Origin of the sequence: Ketobacter sp. GenoA1 (assembly GCF_003671475.1) — a bacterium.
Lineage (GTDB): Bacteria > Pseudomonadota > Gammaproteobacteria > Pseudomonadales > Ketobacteraceae > Ketobacter.
This window is the reverse complement of the sequence record NZ_RCHM01000020.1, coordinates 269716-290587: the sequence shown is the minus strand read 5'-3', so window position 1 is coordinate 290587 and position 20872 is coordinate 269716. Positions and strand designations below refer to the sequence as shown.

Annotated in this window: 18 protein-coding genes; 11 read left to right on the top strand and 7 right to left on the bottom strand. The window is 52.6% G+C overall.

The window, feature by feature from the left end; genetic code table 11:
• Positions 1 to 54 precede the first annotated feature (54 nt).
• The 5 genes from D9N13_RS07365 (at position 55) to ribD (ending at position 6455) form a co-directional block, all read left to right on the top strand.
• The gene (locus D9N13_RS07365) at positions 55 to 762 is read left to right on the top strand and encodes an START domain-containing protein (RefSeq protein WP_290587765.1); all 708 of its coding nucleotides are present in this window, start codon (positions 55 to 57) and stop codon (positions 760 to 762) included.
• 338 nt (positions 763 to 1100) lie between these two features.
• Complete coding sequence (locus D9N13_RS07360; protein WP_290587763.1) at positions 1101 to 1727, top strand: response regulator transcription factor; 627 nt, start codon at positions 1101 to 1103, stop codon at positions 1725 to 1727.
• 28 nt (positions 1728 to 1755) lie between these two features.
• Entirely contained in the window at positions 1756 to 2778 is a 1023-nt protein-coding gene (locus tag D9N13_RS07355) for a formylglycine-generating enzyme family protein (protein WP_290587761.1), read from the top strand.
• 55 nt (positions 2779 to 2833) lie between these two features.
• Complete coding sequence (locus D9N13_RS07350; RefSeq protein WP_290587759.1) at positions 2834 to 5254, top strand: efflux RND transporter permease subunit; 2421 nt, start codon at positions 2834 to 2836, stop codon at positions 5252 to 5254.
• A gap of 67 nt (positions 5255 to 5321) precedes the next feature.
• Positions 5322 to 6455: a bifunctional diaminohydroxyphosphoribosylaminopyrimidine deaminase/5-amino-6-(5-phosphoribosylamino)uracil reductase RibD gene (ribD, locus tag D9N13_RS07345; protein WP_290587757.1), complete on the top strand. Its 1134-nt coding sequence runs from the start codon at positions 5322 to 5324 to the stop codon at positions 6453 to 6455.
• Positions 6456 to 6477: 22 nt separating this feature from the next.
• On the opposite strand, the gene D9N13_RS07340 is transcribed toward ribD, so the two are convergent.
• From D9N13_RS07340 to D9N13_RS07310, 7 genes are all read right to left on the bottom strand, one after another.
• The gene (locus D9N13_RS07340; protein WP_290587755.1) at positions 6478 to 7971 is read right to left on the bottom strand and encodes a pyridoxal phosphate-dependent decarboxylase family protein; all 1494 of its coding nucleotides are present in this window, start codon (positions 7969 to 7971) and stop codon (positions 6478 to 6480) included.
• Positions 7968 to 8948 carry a pyridoxal-phosphate dependent enzyme gene (locus tag D9N13_RS07335; RefSeq protein WP_290587753.1) on the bottom strand — a complete coding sequence of 327 codons (981 nt, stop codon included), beginning with the start codon at positions 8946 to 8948 and terminating at the stop codon, positions 7968 to 7970. The genes D9N13_RS07340 and D9N13_RS07335 overlap by 4 nt, the downstream gene beginning before the upstream one ends.
• Positions 8949 to 9031: 83 nt before the next feature.
• Positions 9032 to 9679: a class I SAM-dependent methyltransferase gene (locus D9N13_RS07330; RefSeq protein ID WP_290587751.1), complete on the bottom strand. Its 648-nt coding sequence runs from the start codon at positions 9677 to 9679 to the stop codon at positions 9032 to 9034.
• Positions 9680 to 9711: 32 nt separating this feature from the next.
• The gene (locus D9N13_RS07325; protein ID WP_290587750.1) at positions 9712 to 10842 is read right to left on the bottom strand and encodes an LLM class flavin-dependent oxidoreductase; all 1131 of its coding nucleotides are present in this window, start codon (positions 10840 to 10842) and stop codon (positions 9712 to 9714) included.
• 25 nt (positions 10843 to 10867) lie between these two features.
• On the bottom strand, positions 10868 to 11767 hold the full coding sequence (locus tag D9N13_RS07320; protein WP_290587748.1) for a hypothetical protein: 900 nt from the start codon (positions 11765 to 11767) through the stop codon (positions 10868 to 10870).
• A complete protein-coding gene (locus tag D9N13_RS07315) occupies positions 11748 to 12932 on the bottom strand; it encodes a long-chain fatty acid--CoA ligase (RefSeq protein ID WP_290587746.1) in 1185 nt (394 codons plus the stop codon). Before D9N13_RS07315 ends, D9N13_RS07320 begins: the two co-directional genes overlap by 20 nt.
• Positions 12929 to 14362, bottom strand: coding sequence for an aldehyde dehydrogenase family protein (locus D9N13_RS07310; protein ID WP_290587744.1), 1434 nt, complete (start codon positions 14360 to 14362; stop codon positions 12929 to 12931). The genes D9N13_RS07315 and D9N13_RS07310 overlap by 4 nt, the downstream gene beginning before the upstream one ends.
• Positions 14363 to 14571: 209 nt before the next feature.
• On the opposite strand from D9N13_RS07310, the gene D9N13_RS07305 reads away from it, so the two are divergent.
• The 6 genes from D9N13_RS07305 (at position 14572) to D9N13_RS07280 (ending at position 20865) form a co-directional block, all read left to right on the top strand.
• Positions 14572 to 16500: a WD40 repeat domain-containing protein gene (locus D9N13_RS07305; RefSeq protein WP_290587742.1), complete on the top strand. Its 1929-nt coding sequence runs from the start codon at positions 14572 to 14574 to the stop codon at positions 16498 to 16500.
• A gap of 10 nt (positions 16501 to 16510) precedes the next feature.
• Positions 16511 to 17632 carry a GTP cyclohydrolase II RibA gene (gene ribA / locus D9N13_RS07300; RefSeq protein WP_290587740.1) on the top strand — a complete coding sequence of 374 codons (1122 nt, stop codon included), beginning with the start codon at positions 16511 to 16513 and terminating at the stop codon, positions 17630 to 17632.
• A 28-nt stretch (positions 17633 to 17660) separates the two neighbouring features.
• Positions 17661 to 17954 carry an acyl carrier protein gene (locus D9N13_RS07295; protein ID WP_290587738.1) on the top strand — a complete coding sequence of 98 codons (294 nt, stop codon included), beginning with the start codon at positions 17661 to 17663 and terminating at the stop codon, positions 17952 to 17954.
• A 13-nt stretch (positions 17955 to 17967) separates the two neighbouring features.
• Positions 17968 to 19320 (top strand): beta-ketoacyl-[acyl-carrier-protein] synthase family protein, encoded by a 1353-nt coding sequence (locus tag D9N13_RS07290; protein ID WP_290587736.1) that lies wholly within the window; start codon positions 17968 to 17970, stop codon positions 19318 to 19320.
• Positions 19321 to 19331: 11 nt separating this feature from the next.
• Positions 19332 to 19823, top strand: a complete 492-nt coding sequence (gene fabZ / locus D9N13_RS07285) for a 3-hydroxyacyl-ACP dehydratase FabZ (protein ID WP_290587734.1) — start codon at positions 19332 to 19334, stop codon at positions 19821 to 19823.
• A 115-nt stretch (positions 19824 to 19938) separates the two neighbouring features.
• Positions 19939 to 20865 (top strand): hypothetical protein, encoded by a 927-nt coding sequence (locus D9N13_RS07280; RefSeq protein WP_290587733.1) that lies wholly within the window; start codon positions 19939 to 19941, stop codon positions 20863 to 20865.
• The last annotated feature ends 7 nt before the right edge of the window (positions 20866 to 20872 follow it).

Below are 20872 nucleotides of genomic sequence, written 5' to 3'. Positions count from 1 at the left end.
ATACTTGTGCTTAGGTGGTAACAGTGCAAGTTGCCACGTTGTCCGGAGGCCCCCATGCGACTAATTACCTTGTCAATATTGTTGATTTATAACCTGATGCTCGGCTCCGCATGGGCCGACCCCGGCAGTGAATGGGAAAGCGTGAGATCAGCGCAGGATCCAACCGAGGTGCGCACCTGGGTAAAACCGGTGGCAGGCGCCGCGGTAAAAGCGTTTCGTGGTGAAGTGGATCTGGATCATTCCTGGCTGGAAGTGCTCACCATTCTGGACCGGGTTGACCTGTATCCGCAATGGGTGTTTCGCTGCACGTCGGCGCGGCGGGTAGAGGGTGGCGGGCTGTATTTGAACTTCAAAGCAGTCTGGCCGGTGTCGGATCGTGATGTATACACACACAGCAAAGTGCGGGTGCACGATCAGACCATTACCATACTCACCGAAAATAAAACCGTAATGGAGCCCCGGCATGATGGCTATGTACGCATACCCAGACTGGAGAATGCCTTTGATGTGATACCTTTGCCCAGCGGGGGAACCCGCGTGATATTCACCACCTACGTGGATCCCGGTGGCAGTGTGCCGCGCTGGTTGTCCAATCTGATTGCAATAGATGGACCGTTGCAAACGTTGCAAGGGTTAAAGCAAGTGCTTCAGGCACATGGGCCCGGTGATGAGGCGCGCCTTGATGCATTGTCAGCGATTTACGAACCGGTAAAAAGCCAGCTTGCGCAGCTGGAGTGTGCGCCTTCCAATGCCGTCTGTTAGTGACCGAATGCTATTGCGCCCCTGAAAGGGTGCGTCATGAACCTGAATGGTGCGAGGCTGAATTTGACTGATAAGTTTTTTTCCGCGGTGCTCTCACTCTTCGAAAATAATGGTTGAATACTCTTCACAGCCAAATAAAAGCAGAGTAGTATTTGCTCGAAAAACAAAAACAGATTAATCATAAACAGCTCGTAATTTTTTTATTTTTTGTTGGAGTGTGCTGCGTGCCCGCATGCTTTCCAAGAATCGATCTGCAGTTCGGGTTGATTTCCACATTACGGGACTGATCATCGACTATTACTACAATTATAGAAGTGACAGTTAACATGGATGGTTGTGTGTGGGATAGCAAAGTGATTCCGGTCGCTTTGAAGATCAAGGATTCGATTGTTGAGAATATGCTGAGCAGCGTATTGGAATCGATCGATAGTGTCGTCACGGTAGGCTACAACTACCGTAGTTATGGCAACCCCGACACCGGAACCGGTGTTGTGATCTGTGAACATAACGCCGTTAAAAACGGTGCCCGCCTTCCCTTTTGCAATGAAGGCCTTACCAGTGGTTGGCCCACTTTATTTGTTGGCGAGCCGTTAAAATGTGAGCAGGTTGTGCATCTTCTGAAAACCGGTGTTGCCGGTTATCTGTTTCTTCCCCAACATCTACCCTATCTGCAAAAAGCCATCGAAGAAGTCGCCCGTGGCGGGCTTTGGTACAGTCGTCAGGTTCTGGGCATGGCGTTCCGTTCCACTGAACCGGTGGTAGAGAAGGCATCCATACTAAGTGAATGTCTTACCCCCCGTGAACAGATGGTCGCCGATGCTGTTTGCGGTGGTTTGCGCAACAAGGATATTGCTTGTCGCTTGTGTATCAGCGAACAAACGGTAAAGCTTCATTTAAGCCGTATCTATCAGAAACTGTCGATCAGTGGTCGCGCAGAGCTGATTGTTATGAGCATCAACAACTAATCAGATAAAGAAGAAGGATCTCAGGGTTATGAGTGAAGAGTACTGCCTCACGGGCTTCCGCTTGCTGAATTCATCCATATCGCATATCAATTCTGTGGCGCCGGAAAAAGCCATGAACCTGCCGGATTACTTTCAAAGTAATGATGTGGAGCATGAGCAAACCGCATTGCATAAATCATTAAAATCAGAGCTGCCCAGGTACTTGTCGGTGTTGGAGTCTGCCGAGTGCAGTTTTGAAGAGCGTTATCTTGCTGCATCTGTTATCAACGCGCTGGGAGATCCGCGTATTCAACCACTTGATCCATCCATGGTGGATATTCCTGCCAGCACCTTTCGCTTGGGAATCACTGCGGAAAAAGCCCGCGCAGTGGCACAGGAGTTTGCCGATATCGGGGTGTTGGAAGAGTGGATACTCAAGGAGACTCCGGAGACGGATGTGGCGTTGTCGGCGTTTCGAATCGGGCGCTACCCGGTCACGAATCTTGAGTACAAACGGTATATGGACGAGAACAAATATGCTGAATGTCCTCCCTATTGGCGGTACAAGGTTTTTCCCGCTCATTTAGCCAATCATCCCGTACATTCAATCTCTATTGATTCCATCAATGCCTATATAAACTGGCTTAATCAAACCACGGGAAGGGCGTTTCGGTTGCCGACGGAGCCGGAATGGGAATTCGCAGCCAAAGGCCCTTGCGGACTGGAGTATCCCTGGGGTAATCAGTACCAGAAAGATTGCGCCAATACACTGGAAACCGGGCTGATTAATACCACACCGGTGGGCTTGTTTCCGAAGGGGCGCAGCCCGTTCGGTTGTTTGGATATGGCCGGCAATGTGGAAGAGTATACGTCGAGTTTCTACTTCGCCTATCAGGGGGATGCCCTGATTCAGGACGATCTGTATGTGGAGAATGGGCCCTATCAGGTCGCCCGCGGGGGTAGCTATATGCGCTTTCGTGATCTGGCAAGAACCACCCGCCGTCATGGCCGGTATGACTCTGAGCTTTACGTGATGGGCTTCAGACTGGCAGAAGACATCCGCCGGAATTAGTTTGTAGTTGGGTTACATTGGACTTGCTCAAACCAAAAAGAATAAGGAATTGACAATGAACGCAACAGGAAGTCGCCCGCTACATGCCATTCTGCATCATTTATTCGGCTTCGTGATACGGCACAAATGGTTTACGTCGGCCTTGATAGTTGCAGTTGTGTTGCTGTTTGGATATCAGTTGACCAAGCTTACGTTTGATAATACGCCGGATGGGTTTTTCATGGAGGGTGATCCCGCCCTCCAGCATTACGAAGCGTTCAAGAATCAGTTCCAGTCCGATGAGTTCAGCCTGATATTGCTGGAAGCCCCCCCGGTTTGGGACAGAAAACTAATCGAGGCTATCAAGGCTACTGTCGACAGTATTGAAGCCGTTGCCCACGTCACCCGGGTGGTGTCCATCACCAATATAAATCACATTGAGGCGCAGGATGACGAAATCGTCATAGACAGCCTGTTCAGGGATGCTTCGGATAAAACAGACTATCAGCAGATACGGCAAAAAATTCTGTCTCATCCCCGATATCCGGGGCTGTATATATCAAAGGACGGACGCCACATCGCGATTCTGGTGGAAACCGAGATCATCAAGAATGAACTTGACTATAAGATTGCACTCACCGCCGACTTGCGCCAGATACTGACTCAGGGTGGGATCGCCGACTACCATCCGAGAATCGTCGGTGCCCCCATTCTGGATGCCGATGTCAGGGTCATTATCAGCCAGGAGAACGGCATCTTCACGGCAGCCTGCTTTACGTTGATCATGTTGGGATTCTGGATCGTATTCAGGTCTGCCTATGCGATGCTGATGGCGGCGGCCATTCTGGCAACCAGTGTGGTTGTCACGTTTGGAATGATGTCCGCACTGGGGTTTCCCTATACGGTGTTGACGCCCATCGTTCCCACTTTTCTGATGTCGGTGGGTATCAATGCGCTGGTGTTTCTGCTCACTGGGTTCTGTTACGCTCGCAGCCGGCAGGAGTCCCCTTTGCAAGCGCTGGAGGATACCTATGTGGAGGTGGGCAGTATCAGCTTGTTGACCATGCTGACCACGTCCGCAGCCTTGTTTGCCTTTTCGGCGTCAGATGTGAAACCTGTGCTGCATGTGGGCGTTATTATGGGCGCCGGGCTAATGGTGATGTATGTGGCCACCATGCTGTGGTTTCCGGTGTTTCTGGGGTCAGGCGCGCAAAAAAAATTGAAACTGGGCGGTGCTGTGCTGAACCAGCGTGTGGCATTGCTGGTTAAACTGGGTGAATGGGTTATCCGGTATTACAAATCAATATTCATCGGCTTTATCCTGATTTGCGCTGTGGCCCTTGTTGGGTTGTCACGGCTGGAAACCGATTTCCATTACCTTGGAATGTTTAAGGAATCAACGGACATACACAAAGATTACCGTTACGTGGATGACCAGCTTCCGGCCAGTGCCTCCATCGAGATTGTCATTCGTGGCAATGATCCGAATACCATAAAACGGGCTGATGTGTTGCACAGCATGGATCGCTTCTCCCGCCATATCGAACAACACAGTGAACTGCCTGTTAAAGTCTATTCGCTTGCCGATGTGGTGAAAGAGTTGAATCAGGCATTCCATGAAAACGATCCGGCCTTTTACCGCATACCAAGTGATAATTCGGTTATCGCACAAGAGCTGTTTTTATTTGAATCCAGTGATCAGGAGGAGGTGAAGCAGCTGGTTGATTTCCAGTATAAGACCGCGCGGATCACGATTCGGGTTCCGAATGTGCCGGACAGCCGCTACCGCACCTTGATCACCACCATTGAGCAGGCCAAAGCCCTGTACTTTGAACCGGATGGGCAGCCGCAGGTGGCTACAACAGCAGAGGATCTGGCCAGGCAACTGGAATCGGCCGGATTACCGGAATTGGAGGTTACCTCCACCGGGTTGGTGGATTTATGGGTTACGATCGATGACTACCTGACGCAAAGCCAGATTACCTCTGTATCACTGGCGTTTGCTGCTGTAACAATCATTATGATTGGAATCTTTCGTTCTTTGGTGATGGGGGTTGTGCTGGGATTGCTGAACCTGAGTGTGGTGATCCTGGTGTTGGGCCTGATGGGTGCCACAGGAATACCCCTGGATCCCTATACCGTGCTGATTGCCAGTATCGCGCTGGGGATACTGGATGATGATACGATGCATTTCGTGAAATCAGTTCAGGAGGATATGAACGCGGGAACCAGTATGGAACAGGCTATTCGCAATACCTATTCCCGGGCCGGCCAGGCAATGTTCTACACAACCGCCATCCTGGTGTTGAGTTTCAGTATTAATATTTTTTCTGATATCGCCAGTCTGACCAAGTTTGGTGTGTTGATATCGTTGACCTTGTTATTGGGGCTGATTGTCGAGTTCCTGATAACGCCAACGCTGATTTTGATCTTCGGTTCCCGCCTGCTTAACACGCATCAAGCCGATTTGCCCAAGGTATCGGTCGTAAAGGGGTGATCAGCCATGAAATGCAATGCTATCCGGGTTAAAGCTGGCGCGTTAGTCCGACCTTGGAGCCTGTGTCATGTCCGATAAGAACGTTACCGTAGACAGTACGGATGCTGTATATATGGGCAAAGCGTTGGAGCTGGCCCGGCGCGGACTGTTCTCAACGCGTCCCAATCCACGGGTGGGTTGTGTTGTTGTCAAGAATGATAAGGTGATTGCAGAAGGTTGGCACCAGAAAGCCGGTGATCATCACGCAGAGGTGTATGCCTTGATGCATGCCGGCGCCGATGCCAGCGATGCCACATTGTATGTCACATTGGAGCCTTGCAGCCATTACGGTAAAACACCTCCCTGTGCCAGGTCGGTGGCCAAGGCGGGGCTGAAGCGGGTGGTAATCGCCATGCGTGATCCCAATCCGCTGGTTGCAGGTCAGGGCATTGCCTACCTGCAAGCGCAAGGTATTGAGGTGATCGTTGGCGTGTTGGAGCGTGAAGCCAGAGAACTGAATGTAGGCTACATCTCACGAATGGAACGGGGCCGGCCTTGGGTGAGGTGCAAGCTGGCCATGAGCCTGGATGGCCGCACCGCGCTTTCGTCCGGTGAAAGCAAATGGATAACCGGGGAATCCGCACGAGGGGATGTGCAGAGATTGCGGGCGCGATCCTGTGCCATCGTTACCGGCGTCGGCACCATAGAGCACGACAACCCTTCAATGAACGTCAGGCATGATCAGATGGCCGTGGATTTTAACCACTATGCCTACCCGATCCCGCCGTTGAGAGTCATTCTGGATAGCCGGTTGCGGGCCTTACCGCAGATGAAGCTGCTGACGCATCCCGGGGAAGTGTTAATTGCCACAACGGCCGCTGATCACTCCGTGTCGAAATGGCGGGATGTGCCTTCGGTAACGGTTGTCCAGACCCGATCTTCCGCAGCGGGCGTGGATCCTGATGCGGTCATTGCGATGTTGTCCTCCCGGGCCATTAATGAAGTGCTCATCGAAGCCGGAGCGTGCCTCTGCGCCTCGTTTTTGAAGGCCGGGTTGATTGACGAGCTATGGGTGTACGTTGCCCCTAAGTTGATAGGCAACTCGTCGCGGAATCTGTTTGATCTGGCGGAGGTGGACAGTTTACAGAATGCCCACCAGTTGGCGCTGCATGAGGTTTGCAGCATGGGTGACGATGTGCGTCTGGTTTACAAAACAGGCTGAACGATCCTGCCGCCGAGCGCCATTAGGCGCCGGCTTGCATTGATGACTCGTCGCGGAGTTCAACTGCCAATCGTTCTATCTCGTCAAGGGCAGTTTGAACGTGACTGAGGTGGGTACGGAAAGAAAGCACGCATAGGCGTATACCGAAATTCCCCTTTACCTGTGTTCCCATCAAGAACACCGCGTTGCGGCTGTTGATCGTCTCAAGCAACCTTTTATTCAGGCTCGTCAGCTGCTGGTGGGAGAGCCCGGGCTGATAGAAGCGAAACACCAGAACAGAAAGGGTGGGGGGGGCGAGTAATTCTATCGCTGCAATGCCGGCCAGATGCCGGGCTGCATAGCGGGCCAGTTGAAGTTTCTCTTCCAGCATGGCCTGGAAGGGAGCAACGCCATGAAGTTTGAGAGGAAGCCAGATCCGTAACCCCCGCCACGGTCGGCTTTGCTCAAAAGTGTAAGAACAAAAATCCACACGTTCGCCTTGGTCCTGCAGCGGGCCGTAGAAATCGGCATCGATATCGTGCGCGTGCTTTAGCTTGGCCCCGTCTTTAACCAGTAACGCACCGGTTCCATAGGGCATAAACAGGGATTTATGTGGATCGAGCGTAATCGAATCGCACTCTGACATGGCGGCAAGAATGGGCTTGCCTGATTCGGCAAGGTTAAAGAAGCCGCCATAGGCGGCATCCAGGTGCAGCCAGAGTTGCTCCTGCTGCGCGATAGCGGCGATGGCGCCAATGTCGTCTACTGCTCCGGTGATAAAGGTGCCTGCGGTGGCCACAATACAAGCGGGTTGCCAGCCCTTTTTTTTATCTTCATCTATAAACTGGTGCAGCTGTGATGACTGCATCGTGCCCAGTGCGCAGGTTTCAACTTCACGTATGGCATGGGGAGGAAAGCCACACATCTTTGCTGCAATGCGGATAGAGAAATGGACTTGGTCGGATACGTAAATTCGTGCTTTGCCCATATCCAGCTTTCCGGCATAACTTTCACGGGCGGTAAACAACGCAATTAAGTTGGACTGGGAACCACCGCTGGTGAGCAGTCCCATGGCGGTGGCCGGGTAGCCCGCCATCTGGGTAATCCAGCGAATCACCGACAGCTCCAGCTCTACCGCAGAAGGAGCAGATGCCCAGCGACCGGTAAAGCGGTTGACGACTCCGGCAATCAAATCGGCGATGGCAGCCTGAGGCAGGCCACCTCCGCCAAAAAAACCCATAAATCCCGGGCTCGTGGTGTTGTAACCCGATGGCACAACGGTGGAAAAAAGCTGATCCAGCGTACTGTTTATATCGGCGGGGGCATGGGAAACAGCAAGTCCGGAGCGGTCGCCGCTATCGACACCTTGACAGCTATCCTGCTCATTGATCGAGCTAAGAAACTGCTCAAGGTAGGGGATGGTGTCGTGGATGATTTGTTTGACCTGGATGGTGCTCAATTCCAGCTCTGATCCTTGCTGCGGCAATGAACCGGGAGTGGTCCCAGCCTGTGGTGGGTTCTGATCGCTGGGTTTCATAGAGCAGCTGCCAGAGAATGCTTTGCAGATGAGCGGGCAAGGATCTCAGCGTCGTTCCATTCTTCCGTGGTGGCCAATGATGGGAAGATGGTATAGGTGGACTGATGTTGGTTTTGTGTTGCAGCCACCGCTTCGGCGGCGATTAGATTGGCGGCGGCGGATGAGCCCAATTTGATTCCCTCCGTTTGATAGAAGGTCCACATTCGCTGCAGACAATCTTCGTATCGGATACGGAAGTGGTGCTTCACCTGGTGCTCGTTCTCCCGCACAAAGCGCTGCTTGTTGCCAAACCCCAGGCCGCCGGAACCGCTGAATTTCTTGTGGCAATTGGGCGGGCACACATCACCATAGGCCAGTTCGTCCGGATTGGTGGCGTACAGTGCAATTTGCGGATTCACCTCGCGCAGGCGCTGGTATACACCCATCAGACTGCCACCGGTGCCAATGGACGCCACCCAGGCGTCAATGCCTGCCGGAGCCTGATTCAAAATTTCGATGCCGGTGCTTTGGTAGTGGCATTCCAGGTTCGCTGAATTTTCATGTTGGAATAAGAATGCCCAGGTGGGATCCGCTTCGTAGACGGCTATGGCTTTGTTGATGACACCCAGGAATCCTTCTTCCCGGTCCACCAGTACCGTATCTGCACCATAGTGTCGGATGCTGTTGATGATGGAGGCAGAAGTTGCTTCGCTTAGTATGAGTCTGCACTCCAGCCCCAACAGTCGGGTGATCAAGGCCAGAGACACTCCCAGGCTACCACCGGTGTACTCCAGTATCTTAATGCGCTCCCCCGGCATTCTGCCGCGCAGTTCGTTCATCACCAAATGGTACGCCACCCGGTCTTTAATGGAGCCGGTGGGATTTTCCCACTCGCATTTGGCAAATACCCGGCCCCGGTTGGAGGCGTTGGGGATCTCCAGTAGGTTGGTATTCCCCAGATTGGACTCAAACTCGGCAATGGTTTCGAATGCCAACATGCGATCGGCTCCTGGCGTAACGGATGAGTGGAATGCAGATGAGCACTGCCGCGCGTGCCGGCAGTGCAATAAAGTCCATAAAGTCAGCTTCGGTTAAGAATGACGGAAAAAAACGCTCCGAATATATATTCCCTGGAGAAGCGGCAGCGCTTGTCCTGGATTAAATTATGGAACATACCACTGCTGGCGATGTGTTTTAGCCGATTGCCGCCGTAATGATTGGTGATGCGCTCTATGATGATTTTATAGATGAATTTCCCCAGCGCGGTAGAAGGATACTTGAGATCAAAGATGATGATTTGCGATTCATCTTTCAAATACTGCTCCAGGCGGCTATAGACGTCATAGGGGTTGTCGTTGAGGGCAATTCCCATGGAGCAGAATACCGCATCGAAGCTATGTTCAAACTGGGGATCCTGAAAGGTGAGTACATCCGCTTCGATGAGCGTGACATTGTTGATGCCATCTTGTTTCAAATTGCGGCGGGCGACATCCAGCATGGCTTTGGAAAAATCGACCCCGATAATTTCGCCTTCTTCACCGATAACATCCAGAATAGGCTTGAAGTCCTGTCCGGAGCCGCAGAAGAGCACCAGTACCCGGTCACCCTTACCCAGATTGGAGCGGGCCAACAGCTGCCTTTTGATCATAAATGAAAATGGCGAAAATCCTCTTTTATTATAACTCTCGCCACCGATTTTGTTGTATAGATCAACGATTTCCGTGTTCATGTCCCTACCATCCTAAGTTCAATAAGACCGAATCAGGCTATCTCACTGATCGTGTTTTCAGCGGGGCTTGTAGTCTGCGCTGTGTCGGATTTGCGTCTGGTTTCCACATGAGGTATGACTTCTTCCTTGAATCGTCGCATGGACTCTATGATCTGCTCTCGCCCACCGCCCAGACTTTCAAAGCCGCAGAGGAAGTGTTCGACACCGGTTATTTCAACCGTTTTGTTCAGTTTGTCGATGCACTCCTGAACCGATCCGATCGGATTGATCTTGAAGTTGCTGTCAACGCGTTCCACTACGGGATACTCACCGGCAATGGCATTTTGCTCCCACTGCCTTGCATACCACTCATAGCCTTTCATATTCATGTTTTCCTTTCGGAAAATCATGCTGGCACGTACAAATTCCTCCTGCCATTTGATGAGCCGGTCCCGTGAGGCATCCACTATTTGTTGCGTGGTGTCGCCAACACCGGCCAGGCAGGAGATAGAGTGATCAATGTTATCCACATCATGACCATGCTCATAGGCAATTTCATTGTAGAGATCAATCTGGGTGCGCTTGGCATCATCGTCAAGGAAAAAGTTGATCATCATCGGCAGGCCGCGTTTTGCGGTCCACTCAATGGTGGACGGTGACTGCGCCACTACATGAACCGGAGGGTGGGGCAGGGTTAACGGTCTGGGAAACAGTTCTATCTCATCGAACTTGACGAACTGCCCATCGAACTGACTGTGGCGATTGGTCCAGGCCGCCTGCATTACATCCACCCACTCATCCATCATGTCACGGCTGTTCTCCATGTCCACGCCGAACACTTTGAAATCCTTGACAAACACACCCCGGCCTATGCCGAAAATAAAACGGCCGTTGCTCATGTTGTCCAATAGCGCCACCTGCTCGGCGAGCCGCAGCGGGTGTTCCAGAGGGATAACGCTGATGCCGGTGCCCACTTTCAGGTTCTTGGTCTGAGCCAGTACGTAAGCGGCCATGGTCATGGGGGAGCCGCAGATTCCGTAGCCGGTGAAATGATGCTCCAATACCCATGCTTCATCGTAGCCCAATTCGTCTGCCGCCCGGCCATAAGCCAGGGAATCCTGTAGCACCTGCTGGTGATTGTCCTCCGGCATAGCGCCGGCAATTAACCAAACTCCCCATTTCATGCGATATCTCCTGTTACCAATGTAGTTACGCGGCACTGCTCTCAGTTTCGCGTGTGGTTTTTCGTTGTATCCGACGCTCCAGCAGAGCCTGTTGTGTGATGACCTCGAAAGGGGGAACGCTGGGTGTGCCCTCAATTTGATTCAGGGCAAACAACTCTTCCATCAGGTATGTCAGAAAGGTTTGTGCCACCGCTGCGTTGCGCCCCAGGTCATGAGGTGCTCTTTCCAGCGTCAAGAGTTTTCGCGGCCCGCCATCTCCGGCGGAGAAGGCTTTGTGTATGTCATCTGAATTGACCCAGGGATCGTCACTGCCGATAAAATTGATCAGTGGCTGCCGAACCTGTTTGAGCGTATCGATGCAGCGTTCCAGTGACCACCACTCATGCTCCTGGGCGTCCTGTATAACCCCGGGGCCGATTTTGCGTCCTTCAAACTCCAGGTGATCCGGTAACTCTGCAAAGCTGGAATAGTCTTCCTTGAACACCTTACTGAAGGTGTCCCGAATGTTGGTGACACCCACCGCGGTGATCACCGCTTCGATGCGGGGGCTTTGGGCAGCCAACTCATAGGCCACCCTTGCGGTCAGGCTGGTGGCCACCACGATTACTTTGTCAGAACCGGTGTATCGGCAGGTCCAGTCAACGGCTGCCCGCAGACTTTCCAGGCTGTCGCTGAGTGTAAAATCCCAGATATCCCCGTCACTCAGGCCCACATGGTTGACCGGATCGTAGCGGCTGACAAAGAAACCGTTATGCACTCCGTAGGTGGCCAGTGAGGTAAAATGGTGCATTCTGCGGGCAAACCCGGAACCAATAACGATGGGTAAACTATGCTTGTTGTGCTGGTCGGAGGACAGTGTCCAAACCGCGACCCGGCGACCATCGCCGGTGTGTGTTTCGTGGCTGTTAAACATCATCTGATTCATTATCGGTCTCTTCTGTCGGAACCAGCGCACTGGTTTTTCGGTCTATCGCCATGGCACAACCCCGCGCTGCTGCGCGGGTCAGCCTGCGCACCACCTCCATGGTTACCCCCTCGCGACCGCAGGGGCAGGTGCCTTCGTACACCCGGCCGACGTCATCGGTGACGATAAAGGCCGGGTAGCTGGTGGCGGACGCATCAAGATAGGATAACAACCCCAGTTCACCGCTTCTCTGCACGCTCAGGTCATCGGCATGCCGGGTGCTGGCGTATACCCAGGGTGGAACATGCTTGCGATGGGCGGAGCACTCAACGAAGGCGGTGTTCAGTTCAACCTGATTGAATATATCGCGCACCTGTGCATCGGAACTCAGGCCAAACACCCTGCACACCCGTTCATTGAACGCGGCGCGGGTCAGTTCCATTCCCGAATGGCGTTTCCAGCCGCCGGCGGTTACCACCATCAGTCGGTCCTGCGCTGCGATATCGAGTTGTCGGTGTTCGATTACGTTGGTGAGCTCGATTACCAGAAAGGGGGCACCCACCACGATGATGTCCTGGTCGCTGCGATGAAGGGTGTCGATAATACGGTCAATGGCCTGCCGTGATTGGAGCGTGCCGCTTGCAACGAAGTGGGTGGTTGGGTGAATGAGTTCGATCAGGCTCATCACGTACAGGAACCAGATGTCCCCCGCTTCATTGCGAGTGGGGCCAAGGTGGACAACATCCACCTGGTCTTCGTGCCATTGGCCGAGCATCTCCATTCCCGTGTGTATGGAGCCCAACAAACGCTCCAGGGATTTTTGGTCCCTGCCCACTTTGCTCTGGGTTCCCCGGGTGCCACTGCTCAAAGACCATTTCTCAATCTGCGCCACCGGCAGGCTGGTGAGCGTCTGTTCCTTGAATGCGGACACGGGAATAACGGGAATGGTATCCAGCGCAACATGCTCGGTATCGATGTTCTTCCTGGCGACAAAGTCCGCGTACTCTGAACAACCGCGAATATGTTGGTGAAACGCCGATCTTACGAATGTCTCCCTGATTTCGCGCTGTGTGCTGAGCGGCAGATCAAGACTCTCGCCGCCGAAGATGGTGTAGTCCAGATCATCGGTGGCCGGAACACTCTGGTGCTCCAGCAGATCTTCGCTGTTGATATTCAGTTGGGTCACGGTATGAACTCCAGAAAACGGTCTTCCTCAAGGAATCTGGTTTGATCTACCGGAATGGCGATTCCCTTGATGTTGGCCTTGGACGGTAGCTCCATGGAGGCCATCCGTACCAGGCGCTGGAGTGGAAATATGCCGTCGTGGGCACCGCCCACCCGGAAGATATTGTTCATGCCCAGCTCCACAATTCTGCAGGCGCCCTGCCGTGTGTAGCGATCCCGTACCGCTATTGCCAGATCGGCCGGATACACGGCAACGGTTTGGGTGTGGCGATCTATATAGGGCTCCACCTCTGTCAGCGTATTGATTGCATGCAAATACACGGTGCGCCCCAGAGGATGGATATCTGATTCACCGGCAGGGGCGGCGATAATGGTCCAGGCACCCTTTGCAGAGCTTATGGTTTTGGAGCAGCTAAAATCGGATTGCAGCCGGCTTAATGAAACACCGGCACGCTCATCAAAACTGTGCTCACCTTTGGGCAACAGTAACTCGATATTCTCAAAGGCGGCTGCAAGGTGTTCCATCAGATCATCCGTATCGCCTTCGTAGTAAACATGCTGAATCGAGAAGCAGGCCCGCTGGTCATAGACGGATACATCGTGTGCCAGCGCTCGGGCAGCTTTCTCCAGATCCGCATCGCCACCAATTACGGCCAGACTCCGTTTGGGGCCAAAGGTGAGCAGCGCACTGTCCGGTGCCGCGTTACGTTTGGCCCATTCAATGGAATCGGTAGCTCCCCACGCGCAAACCGCGTTTGCACTTGCAACCAGCTGCCGATGGTGAGCTTCATCTTTTCCGCCGGGCCAATGGACGACGCTGAGTGAGCGTGTAACCGGATGATCCCGGTCCACATCCATAAAGCTCAGGGCCAGGGTGATGGGGGTGATGAGATCATCTGAGGATGCTTTGACGATGGAAACATTCTTGGTGATGATCGCGCGGATGATCGAGACCACAGAGGACAGAGGCACATTGCCCGGTACCAGATGAAATACTTTACCGTGCGGCAGCGCCCGTATATAGGCTTCCTCGTTGGGAATCCAGTCTTCCAGCATTTGCCAGCCGCCAAGCTCCGCCGAGAGTGAGTCATAGAGCCGGAAATGCGATGACAGGTTGAAAGCGATCCAATTGGCTTCCGCTTCTGCCATGGCTTCAGAGTAGCCGAGAAACTTACACAAGTGCCTTATATACAGGCGACGCCTGGAGTACTCCGGTGACTTCCAGTTATGGCCGACGTTGTGCAGGAACGAAATGATCTCGTGAATCGAAACATCCGCCAGAGTGTCACCTGGCAGCGACTCCAGATGATCCGCGATCACGGTATCGAGGTATGGTAGATCAATGTGTTGATCTGTTCGGGTCGTTATACGCTGGTCATCACCGCTGGTTCTATCAATGCGGCGTCCAGCTATCACTATAGGTAGGCGCACCTGATACCCCCGGATGCAATAATGTTAGCCAATGGACGTAGATGATATAGGGCGGTTTTAAAATGATATATATATCCATAGTCATATTCGAAGCATGAATATATATCCTTTGGCGTAATGCGCCGCGATCAAATTGGAAATACCATGCCTTCCATCAGAATTGATGTTCATGAAAAGCGGATAGTCAAAACTCCGTACGAGGTTAAATTATGGAAGATGTGATAGATCCGGTTGCAGTCAGGAAACCGGTAGCCGGGCAGGGGGCTGGGCCTGTTGCGCAAACGCATAGTTCAGGCCAGCCAAGTCTGGATCAATCCACCGCCTCAAACTTTGTGCGTCACCGGGGGCCGGTGACCAGCACAGCCGATATACCCGGGCGCCGTATTGTGGTGTCCGGCGGCTATGATGGTGCGGTGGCCTTGTTTGACCTGGATGCGGATTCGGTAACTTTGTTGGGATACCACCGGCACTTGGTAAATCAGGTGAGCGTGGATCAGATAGGTGGGCAGCGGGCAGCTTCCTGCTCTTCAGACTACTCCGTGTATATCTGGGATCTGGACACCGGGCAGAGAATTCAGGTTCTGCAAGGGCACGCCGACGATGTAGAGGATTTCATTTTTGTCGATACCCACACCGGTGTATCGGCTTCCCGTGATCGCCGGATCATCGTATGGAACCTGGAAACCGGTGCCATTCGTCATATTCTGGATGCCCATGAGAAAGACGTACTCTCGCTCTCATACAGTGACGGGCTGTTGTATTCGTCGGGTGACGATAAAACCCTGAAAGTATGGGATGTGGAACAGGGCCGTCTGCTGAAAAGTTTTGGCCCTTTTGAATTGGAGACCGATACCTGCGCGATTGATCCCGCCCGCGGCCGGGTGGTGCTGGGTTGTGATGACGGTATTGTCAGGGTGATCGAAGTCAACAGTGGCAAGATTGTCTGCGAGATCGAAGCCCATTCATCCGGTATCAAAAAGGTCGCCGTGTCACCCACAGGGGATATTCTGTCGGCGGCCTATGATCAAAAGATTATTATCTGGTGTGGTGAAACCTTTGCCCACAAACTGACCTTGGAAAACGTCAAGCATAAATGGGAGCGATCCTTCAGTTTCTCCTATGATGGTAGCCGGATATACGCGGGGACCTTCGATGGCACCCTGTTGATGTGGAATGCGGTGACCGGTGAGCTAACAGGGGAAGCCGGTTCTGACGGCGAAGGTAATGCCTGCTTTAACCGGGTTGCTGCCACGGATAACGGCGCTGTGGTAACAGTAGCAGACGATGGTTGGATTCGTTTGGCGGCGTTTGATTCAAAATGGGCCCGCTGGATGAATCGTACCTGTCCGGGTAGTGGCAGAATGCTGATGAATGCGGTGGCCATTGATAACCAGGGTGGCCTTGTTGTATCCGGCGCCCATGATCAGAAGCTGCACCTGTACAGTGTTGATCGATACAACCTGGATAACCACATCGAAATTGAATTGAATGAAGGCCCCATTAATTTTATCGACATCGCCACCCAGGAAGGCTATGAACAGAATGCCTTTGTAGCCTGCTACAGCGGAAAAATAGTCTGCGTGACCCATTCTGGTGAAGTGCGAGCCAGAATGCAGATTCACGAGGGGGCAGTAAAATCCGTTCGCGTCCACCAGCATGAAAAACTGGGAGTAAGCTGCTCTGCAGATGGAACCTTGTGTTCCTGGACCTTCGATGGCGAGATAGTTAATCACTACTTGGGTCATTCAGCCATTATAAATGATGTTGCCTTCTCTCCTGATGGTGACCGGATTGCCAGTGTAAGCCGCGATTTTTCCTTGAAGGTCTATGGTTTCTCCGATGCAAAGCTTATCGCGTCAATCGAGCTTGGCCGCCGTTCTTTGAAATCAGTCTGCTTTGCCTCACGGAATGTGGTTTTGGTGGGTGATTACTGGGGCGGGTTATTTCGTGTGGATTTACAGAGTGGAAAAGTGGAACGGCAGAAAATTGCAGGCAACGGGCTCAGCAGCCTGACCCGCAGTGGCAACAAGCTGTTTGCAGCATCCTATGATGGCAGCATCTCTGAAATTGATCCATCGAATCTAGGTGTTGTGCATCGTATAGAAGCATTGACGCAATGTTTGAATCAAGCAATGTAGGGATCTTCGAATGAATATTGAGGATAGGATAGGGCAGCGGGAGTTTGGCATACTGGCGCACACCAGATTACCAATTTTGACCGGGAAGATGGTTGACGCGGTTGTGTTCGGTACTGAGGCAGACAACCCCGATGTTATTGTGCTGATCAACAAGAAACCGGATGTGGAATCGGATCAGGCATTGGTGCGTTTACATAGCGCCTGTATCACCAGTGAGGTTCTGGGATCCACGAAGTGTGACTGCGCAAGCCAACTCAATCTGGCAATATCCATGATTTCAGAGTCTGATTGGGGCATTCTCGTGTACCTGTTGAAACACGAAGGGCGGGGCATAGGTCTGGTCAACAAGATCAAGGCCTATGCGCTGCAGAATGAGGGAATGGACACAGTGGATGCCAATGTGGCGCTTGGATTTGGTATTGACGACCGTGACTTCTCGCCGGCGGTGGAGGCACTTAAGATACTGGGTGTAAAACGGGTAGAGTTGCTGTCCAATAATCCAGAGAAAGAAAAGGCCCTCGATTCATCCGATATCCAGGTGGTCCAGCGAATATCCATGGATGTGCCGATCAACGAATACAATCGCCAGTACCTTTTCACCAAGAAGCAGCATTTTGGGCACCAGCTGTTTCGGGATCCTACGACCGAATTTCTGTCACAGGCAACCTCCATTGATGTGTTTGAGTTTGAAATTTCCCGGTGCGAGCATGGTGCCAGCGCGTTGGCCATGCAAATCGGGATGGCTGATTCAGGATCTGAAACCAACCCTGAAATAAACAGGGAGAACGTCATCGCCCAGGTTGCGAGTGCCATCAGGCGTTGTGACTGCGTTGGTGATTCACCTATCTCCAGAGTTGAAGATGATCGCTTTATACTGTTCCTGCCCAATAAAGAGATTGGGGCCGCACACCAGGCGGCTAAAGAGTTGCAAAAAGCCATAGCCAGAATAATCCTGCCAGGCCAGGCTGAAGGATCGGGCTCGTCATTGCGCATGAACTTCGGCATCGCCCATGGCCCGGCAGGTGAAAGCGCGGCGGCTGTAGTGGTGGATGCCATCAGTGCATTGGATCTGTCTCTGAATGGTGGAGATCCGATCATGATTTACAATGAAAGCCGTGCCTGTTCGGCGTAAGAGATAATTCTTTCTATAGGGGGTAGCAATGCCAGGTCAGGATGAAATACTCGAGAAAGTGATCGAGATAATCAGGGACTCAATGTATGTGGAATCGGAGATTACCGCAAACAGTCACCTGATTGAGGATCTGCATGCAGAGTCGATGGATGTTGTGTGTATCGGCATGGAGCTGGAAGAGGCGTTTGGTGTCACCATTGAGCAGGCTCAGGCTGAAAAGTTGCAGACCGTTCAATTAATCGTGGACTTTGTCCGTGAATCCATGGCGCAGGCTGAAAGCGCCGGCTCAGCGGTTGCGGAAACCGCCAACATAGAGGCATAGGTGGATTAGCGTTATGCGAAGGGTGGTAGTCACAGGGCTCGGTGCTTTATCAAGCTATGGCCAGGGTGTTGACACACTCTGGTCTAATCTTTTGCAGAATAATTCGGTGCTGGAGCCCATTCCGGGCCACTGGGATGATTATGCCAATTACCGCTCGAGAGTGATAAGCCCTTTGCCGGATTTTGATTATCTTGCCAGTGGTTTCAAACGGTATGAGCTGCGATCCTACGACCGGGTGGCAATGAATGCCATTGTTGCCGCCAGAGAAGCCATAGAGCATGCCGGATTTAATCTGTCTTTAACACGCCCTAAAATTAATGGCTTCAGTATTGATGGCCAGGATCCCACACGGGCAGGCGTTTACTTTGGTACGGGTGTGGGCGGTGTCAACAGCTTTATTGATAATATCCTGCACCACTACTGTTATGAGCCGATCAAGTCGATTGCTACTCATTATGGTGCCGATGAACAGTACCAGAATCTGCACGCTGACCTGAACCGGATGGTGCATCCGAAACGGGTGGATCATTTTGCGGTTCCCAGATTTATGCCCAATGCGCCGGCAGCGGCGGTCGGTATAAAAATGGGCACGCAGGGCCCCGCGCAAAATTTCAGCCTGGCGTGTGCCTCCGGCACCGCCGCAATCGGGCGGGGTTACCAGGATGTGCGCAGCGGTAGTGTGGACTTAGCCATTACCGGTGGCGTGGAGTTTCTGAGAGATCCTGCGGGGTCCATGTTTCGCGGCTTTGATTTAGCAGGCACTTTGATGTCTGGAGACGACTTGCCGATGGATGCCCTCAATCGGCCGTTTGATAGAAAGCGATCGGGATTTTTGTTCAGTGAAGGGGGGGCTGCATCGTTGATTCTTGAAGAATATGAACACGCCGTGGCCCGCGGCGCCCCCATTATCGCCGAGATTTGCGCCTACGGTGAGACCTTTGACGCCCACAGTATCATGAGCATCGAAGAATCCGGATCTCAGATCGGGAGACTGATACAATGCGTGACAGCGGATGCTGGATTGTCTCCGGCGGACATCGACTACGTTAACGCACATGGTACAGGCACCACGCTCAATGACGAAATCGAAAGTGCTGCAATTGAAAGTACGTTCGGTAACAATGTGCTGGTGAATTCCACCAAAGCGCTGCTTGGCCATACGATTGGAGCCAGTGGCGCGTTCGAAGCGCTGGTATCGGTGCTGAGTATCGCCCACCAGACCACCCATTGTTGTCGTAACCTGGATGAGCCCATCCGGGATCTTAATTTTGTGCGAACCCAGGATAACCACACCATTGAAACGGCGTATTCACAGTCGTTCGCCTTTGGCGGACATAACTGCGCGCTGCTCTTTGCCAGAAGTTGAGCCCCCGTTTTATGAGCCTGATTCAGGATAATCCATTCGGCGCCCACCAGATTCTGCAGCTGTTGCCGCATAAATACCCTTTTGTCTTTATTGATCAGGTGCGATCTCTGGACCTGGACAACAAGACCATTCTCTGTGAAAAGCTGGTATCACTCAGTGAGCCCAGCCTGCAGGGCCATTTCCCCGGTGACCCCATTTTTCCAGGGGTATTGATCATCGAGGCCCTGGCCCAGGCCAGCGGGATTCTTACCGGCTGTTTAGAGCACGGGATACACGGCGATGTGGAGGACTTTGACTCACTGTTGAGCACCTTTCAAAAGGCGAAGCTGTATCTGGTGGAATCCAACGTGCGAAACCATAGAAAGGTGGTACCCGGCTGTGTACTGCTACTGAAAGCCAAGGTCTCCCGTCAGAAAGAGAACGTCTATCGTTTTGAAGTGGAAGCCCAGGTGGATTTTGAAACTGCCGCACGGGGTTTCATCATGCTGGCGCTCGACCGCTAAACCCGGGGGAATGCAGCGCGGTATGAAAATCGGCCGAGGTCGTTTATGATTCAGATGGGAACCGCCTGGCTGCCGTCAGTGTTGAATACTCTCGGATAGGATCAAGGATAAGCATATGGAGAACAGGTACCGGATACTGGTAGAAGGGGCCCTTTCCGGCTTCGCGCACGTTGCCAACCATAAAAGCCAGCAGTGGTTTAATGCGCATTTTCCCGCTGCAGTACTGGCCGGGGTATCGATTCTAACGGAATTCACGGATCTCACCGATGACTGTAGTGCGGGCATCGAGCGCAGCATTCACCATGTTATAGATACTCACCAGGAATTCTTCGCCTGCTCCTTATTTGATGACGATCAATTTGAAACCATAGCCCCTGATGTGGCCTGTTCCAGATTAGAACAGGCGTTACTTGATAACGCTCGATGCCTTACTTCTTCCGGGCATGGTGTGATTTTTGGAACGCTGGGCATAAAATTCATTTTGGCGTTGGGAAAACCGGTTCCTTCGAACATTATCGAAGCGCTGGAAACCATCATTGCCTGGACCGAAGAGGATAATCCAAAGCGATATTATGGCGTAGCGGACTATAAAGCCCAGGCGGTTGCGTTGGGCGAAGCTGCCTCTGTCCATGATGTCGATGCCGCCATTGACGTTATCCTGGCGAACCAGGATTGCGTTTTCCCGGATCAGAGCATTGCCGGTGAACATTATTTCTTTACCGGCGACAAACTTCACGAGTTAACCCACGCTCAGGCGCTCCATTGGCTTAACCAACTGGGTTATACCCAGCTGGCCAGCGCGGGCCTTGAGAACCTGAAGCAACAACTGGTGTTGAATCGCCAGGCACCGGACAAAGGGGAGTGCCACCGGTTGCAGGTTTACCTGGACCCATTTATGGAAGCGTTCTGGACGCGGCCCTTTTCCGATCCTCACCACATTAAACTGGCCGGTGCCGTTATGGAGTTTTCACGGCGGCGTAACCCCGGGCAAGCAGCCGGATTTCTTAAGGATGTGGCGGTTTATTGGGAATTGTTACCCTAAGAGATTT

Coding starts and splice junctions, on each gene's coding strand:
- D9N13_RS07335 (WP_290587753.1), bottom strand. CDS start 8,948: ATGTTGGCATTCGAAACCATTGCCGAGTTTGAGTCCAATCTGGGGAAT.
- ribA (WP_290587740.1), top strand. CDS start 16,511: ATGAATATTGAGGATAGGATAGGGCAGCGGGAGTTTGGCATACTGGCG.
- D9N13_RS07330 (WP_290587751.1), bottom strand. CDS start 9,679: ATGAACACGGAAATCGTTGATCTATACAACAAAATCGGTGGCGAGAGT.
- D9N13_RS07350 (WP_290587759.1), top strand. CDS start 2,834: ATGAACGCAACAGGAAGTCGCCCGCTACATGCCATTCTGCATCATTTA.
- D9N13_RS07355 (WP_290587761.1), top strand. CDS start 1,756: ATGAGTGAAGAGTACTGCCTCACGGGCTTCCGCTTGCTGAATTCATCC.
- D9N13_RS07365 (WP_290587765.1), top strand. CDS start 55: ATGCGACTAATTACCTTGTCAATATTGTTGATTTATAACCTGATGCTC.
- D9N13_RS07305 (WP_290587742.1), top strand. CDS start 14,572: ATGGAAGATGTGATAGATCCGGTTGCAGTCAGGAAACCGGTAGCCGGG.
- fabZ (WP_290587734.1), top strand. CDS start 19,332: ATGAGCCTGATTCAGGATAATCCATTCGGCGCCCACCAGATTCTGCAG.
- D9N13_RS07340 (WP_290587755.1), bottom strand. CDS start 7,971: ATGAAACCCAGCGATCAGAACCCACCACAGGCTGGGACCACTCCCGGT.
- D9N13_RS07280 (WP_290587733.1), top strand. CDS start 19,939: ATGGAGAACAGGTACCGGATACTGGTAGAAGGGGCCCTTTCCGGCTTC.
- D9N13_RS07295 (WP_290587738.1), top strand. CDS start 17,661: ATGCCAGGTCAGGATGAAATACTCGAGAAAGTGATCGAGATAATCAGG.
- D9N13_RS07320 (WP_290587748.1), bottom strand. CDS start 11,767: ATGAATCAGATGATGTTTAACAGCCACGAAACACACACCGGCGATGGT.
- D9N13_RS07325 (WP_290587750.1), bottom strand. CDS start 10,842: ATGAAATGGGGAGTTTGGTTAATTGCCGGCGCTATGCCGGAGGACAAT.
- D9N13_RS07290 (WP_290587736.1), top strand. CDS start 17,968: ATGCGAAGGGTGGTAGTCACAGGGCTCGGTGCTTTATCAAGCTATGGC.
- ribD (WP_290587757.1), top strand. CDS start 5,322: ATGTCCGATAAGAACGTTACCGTAGACAGTACGGATGCTGTATATATG.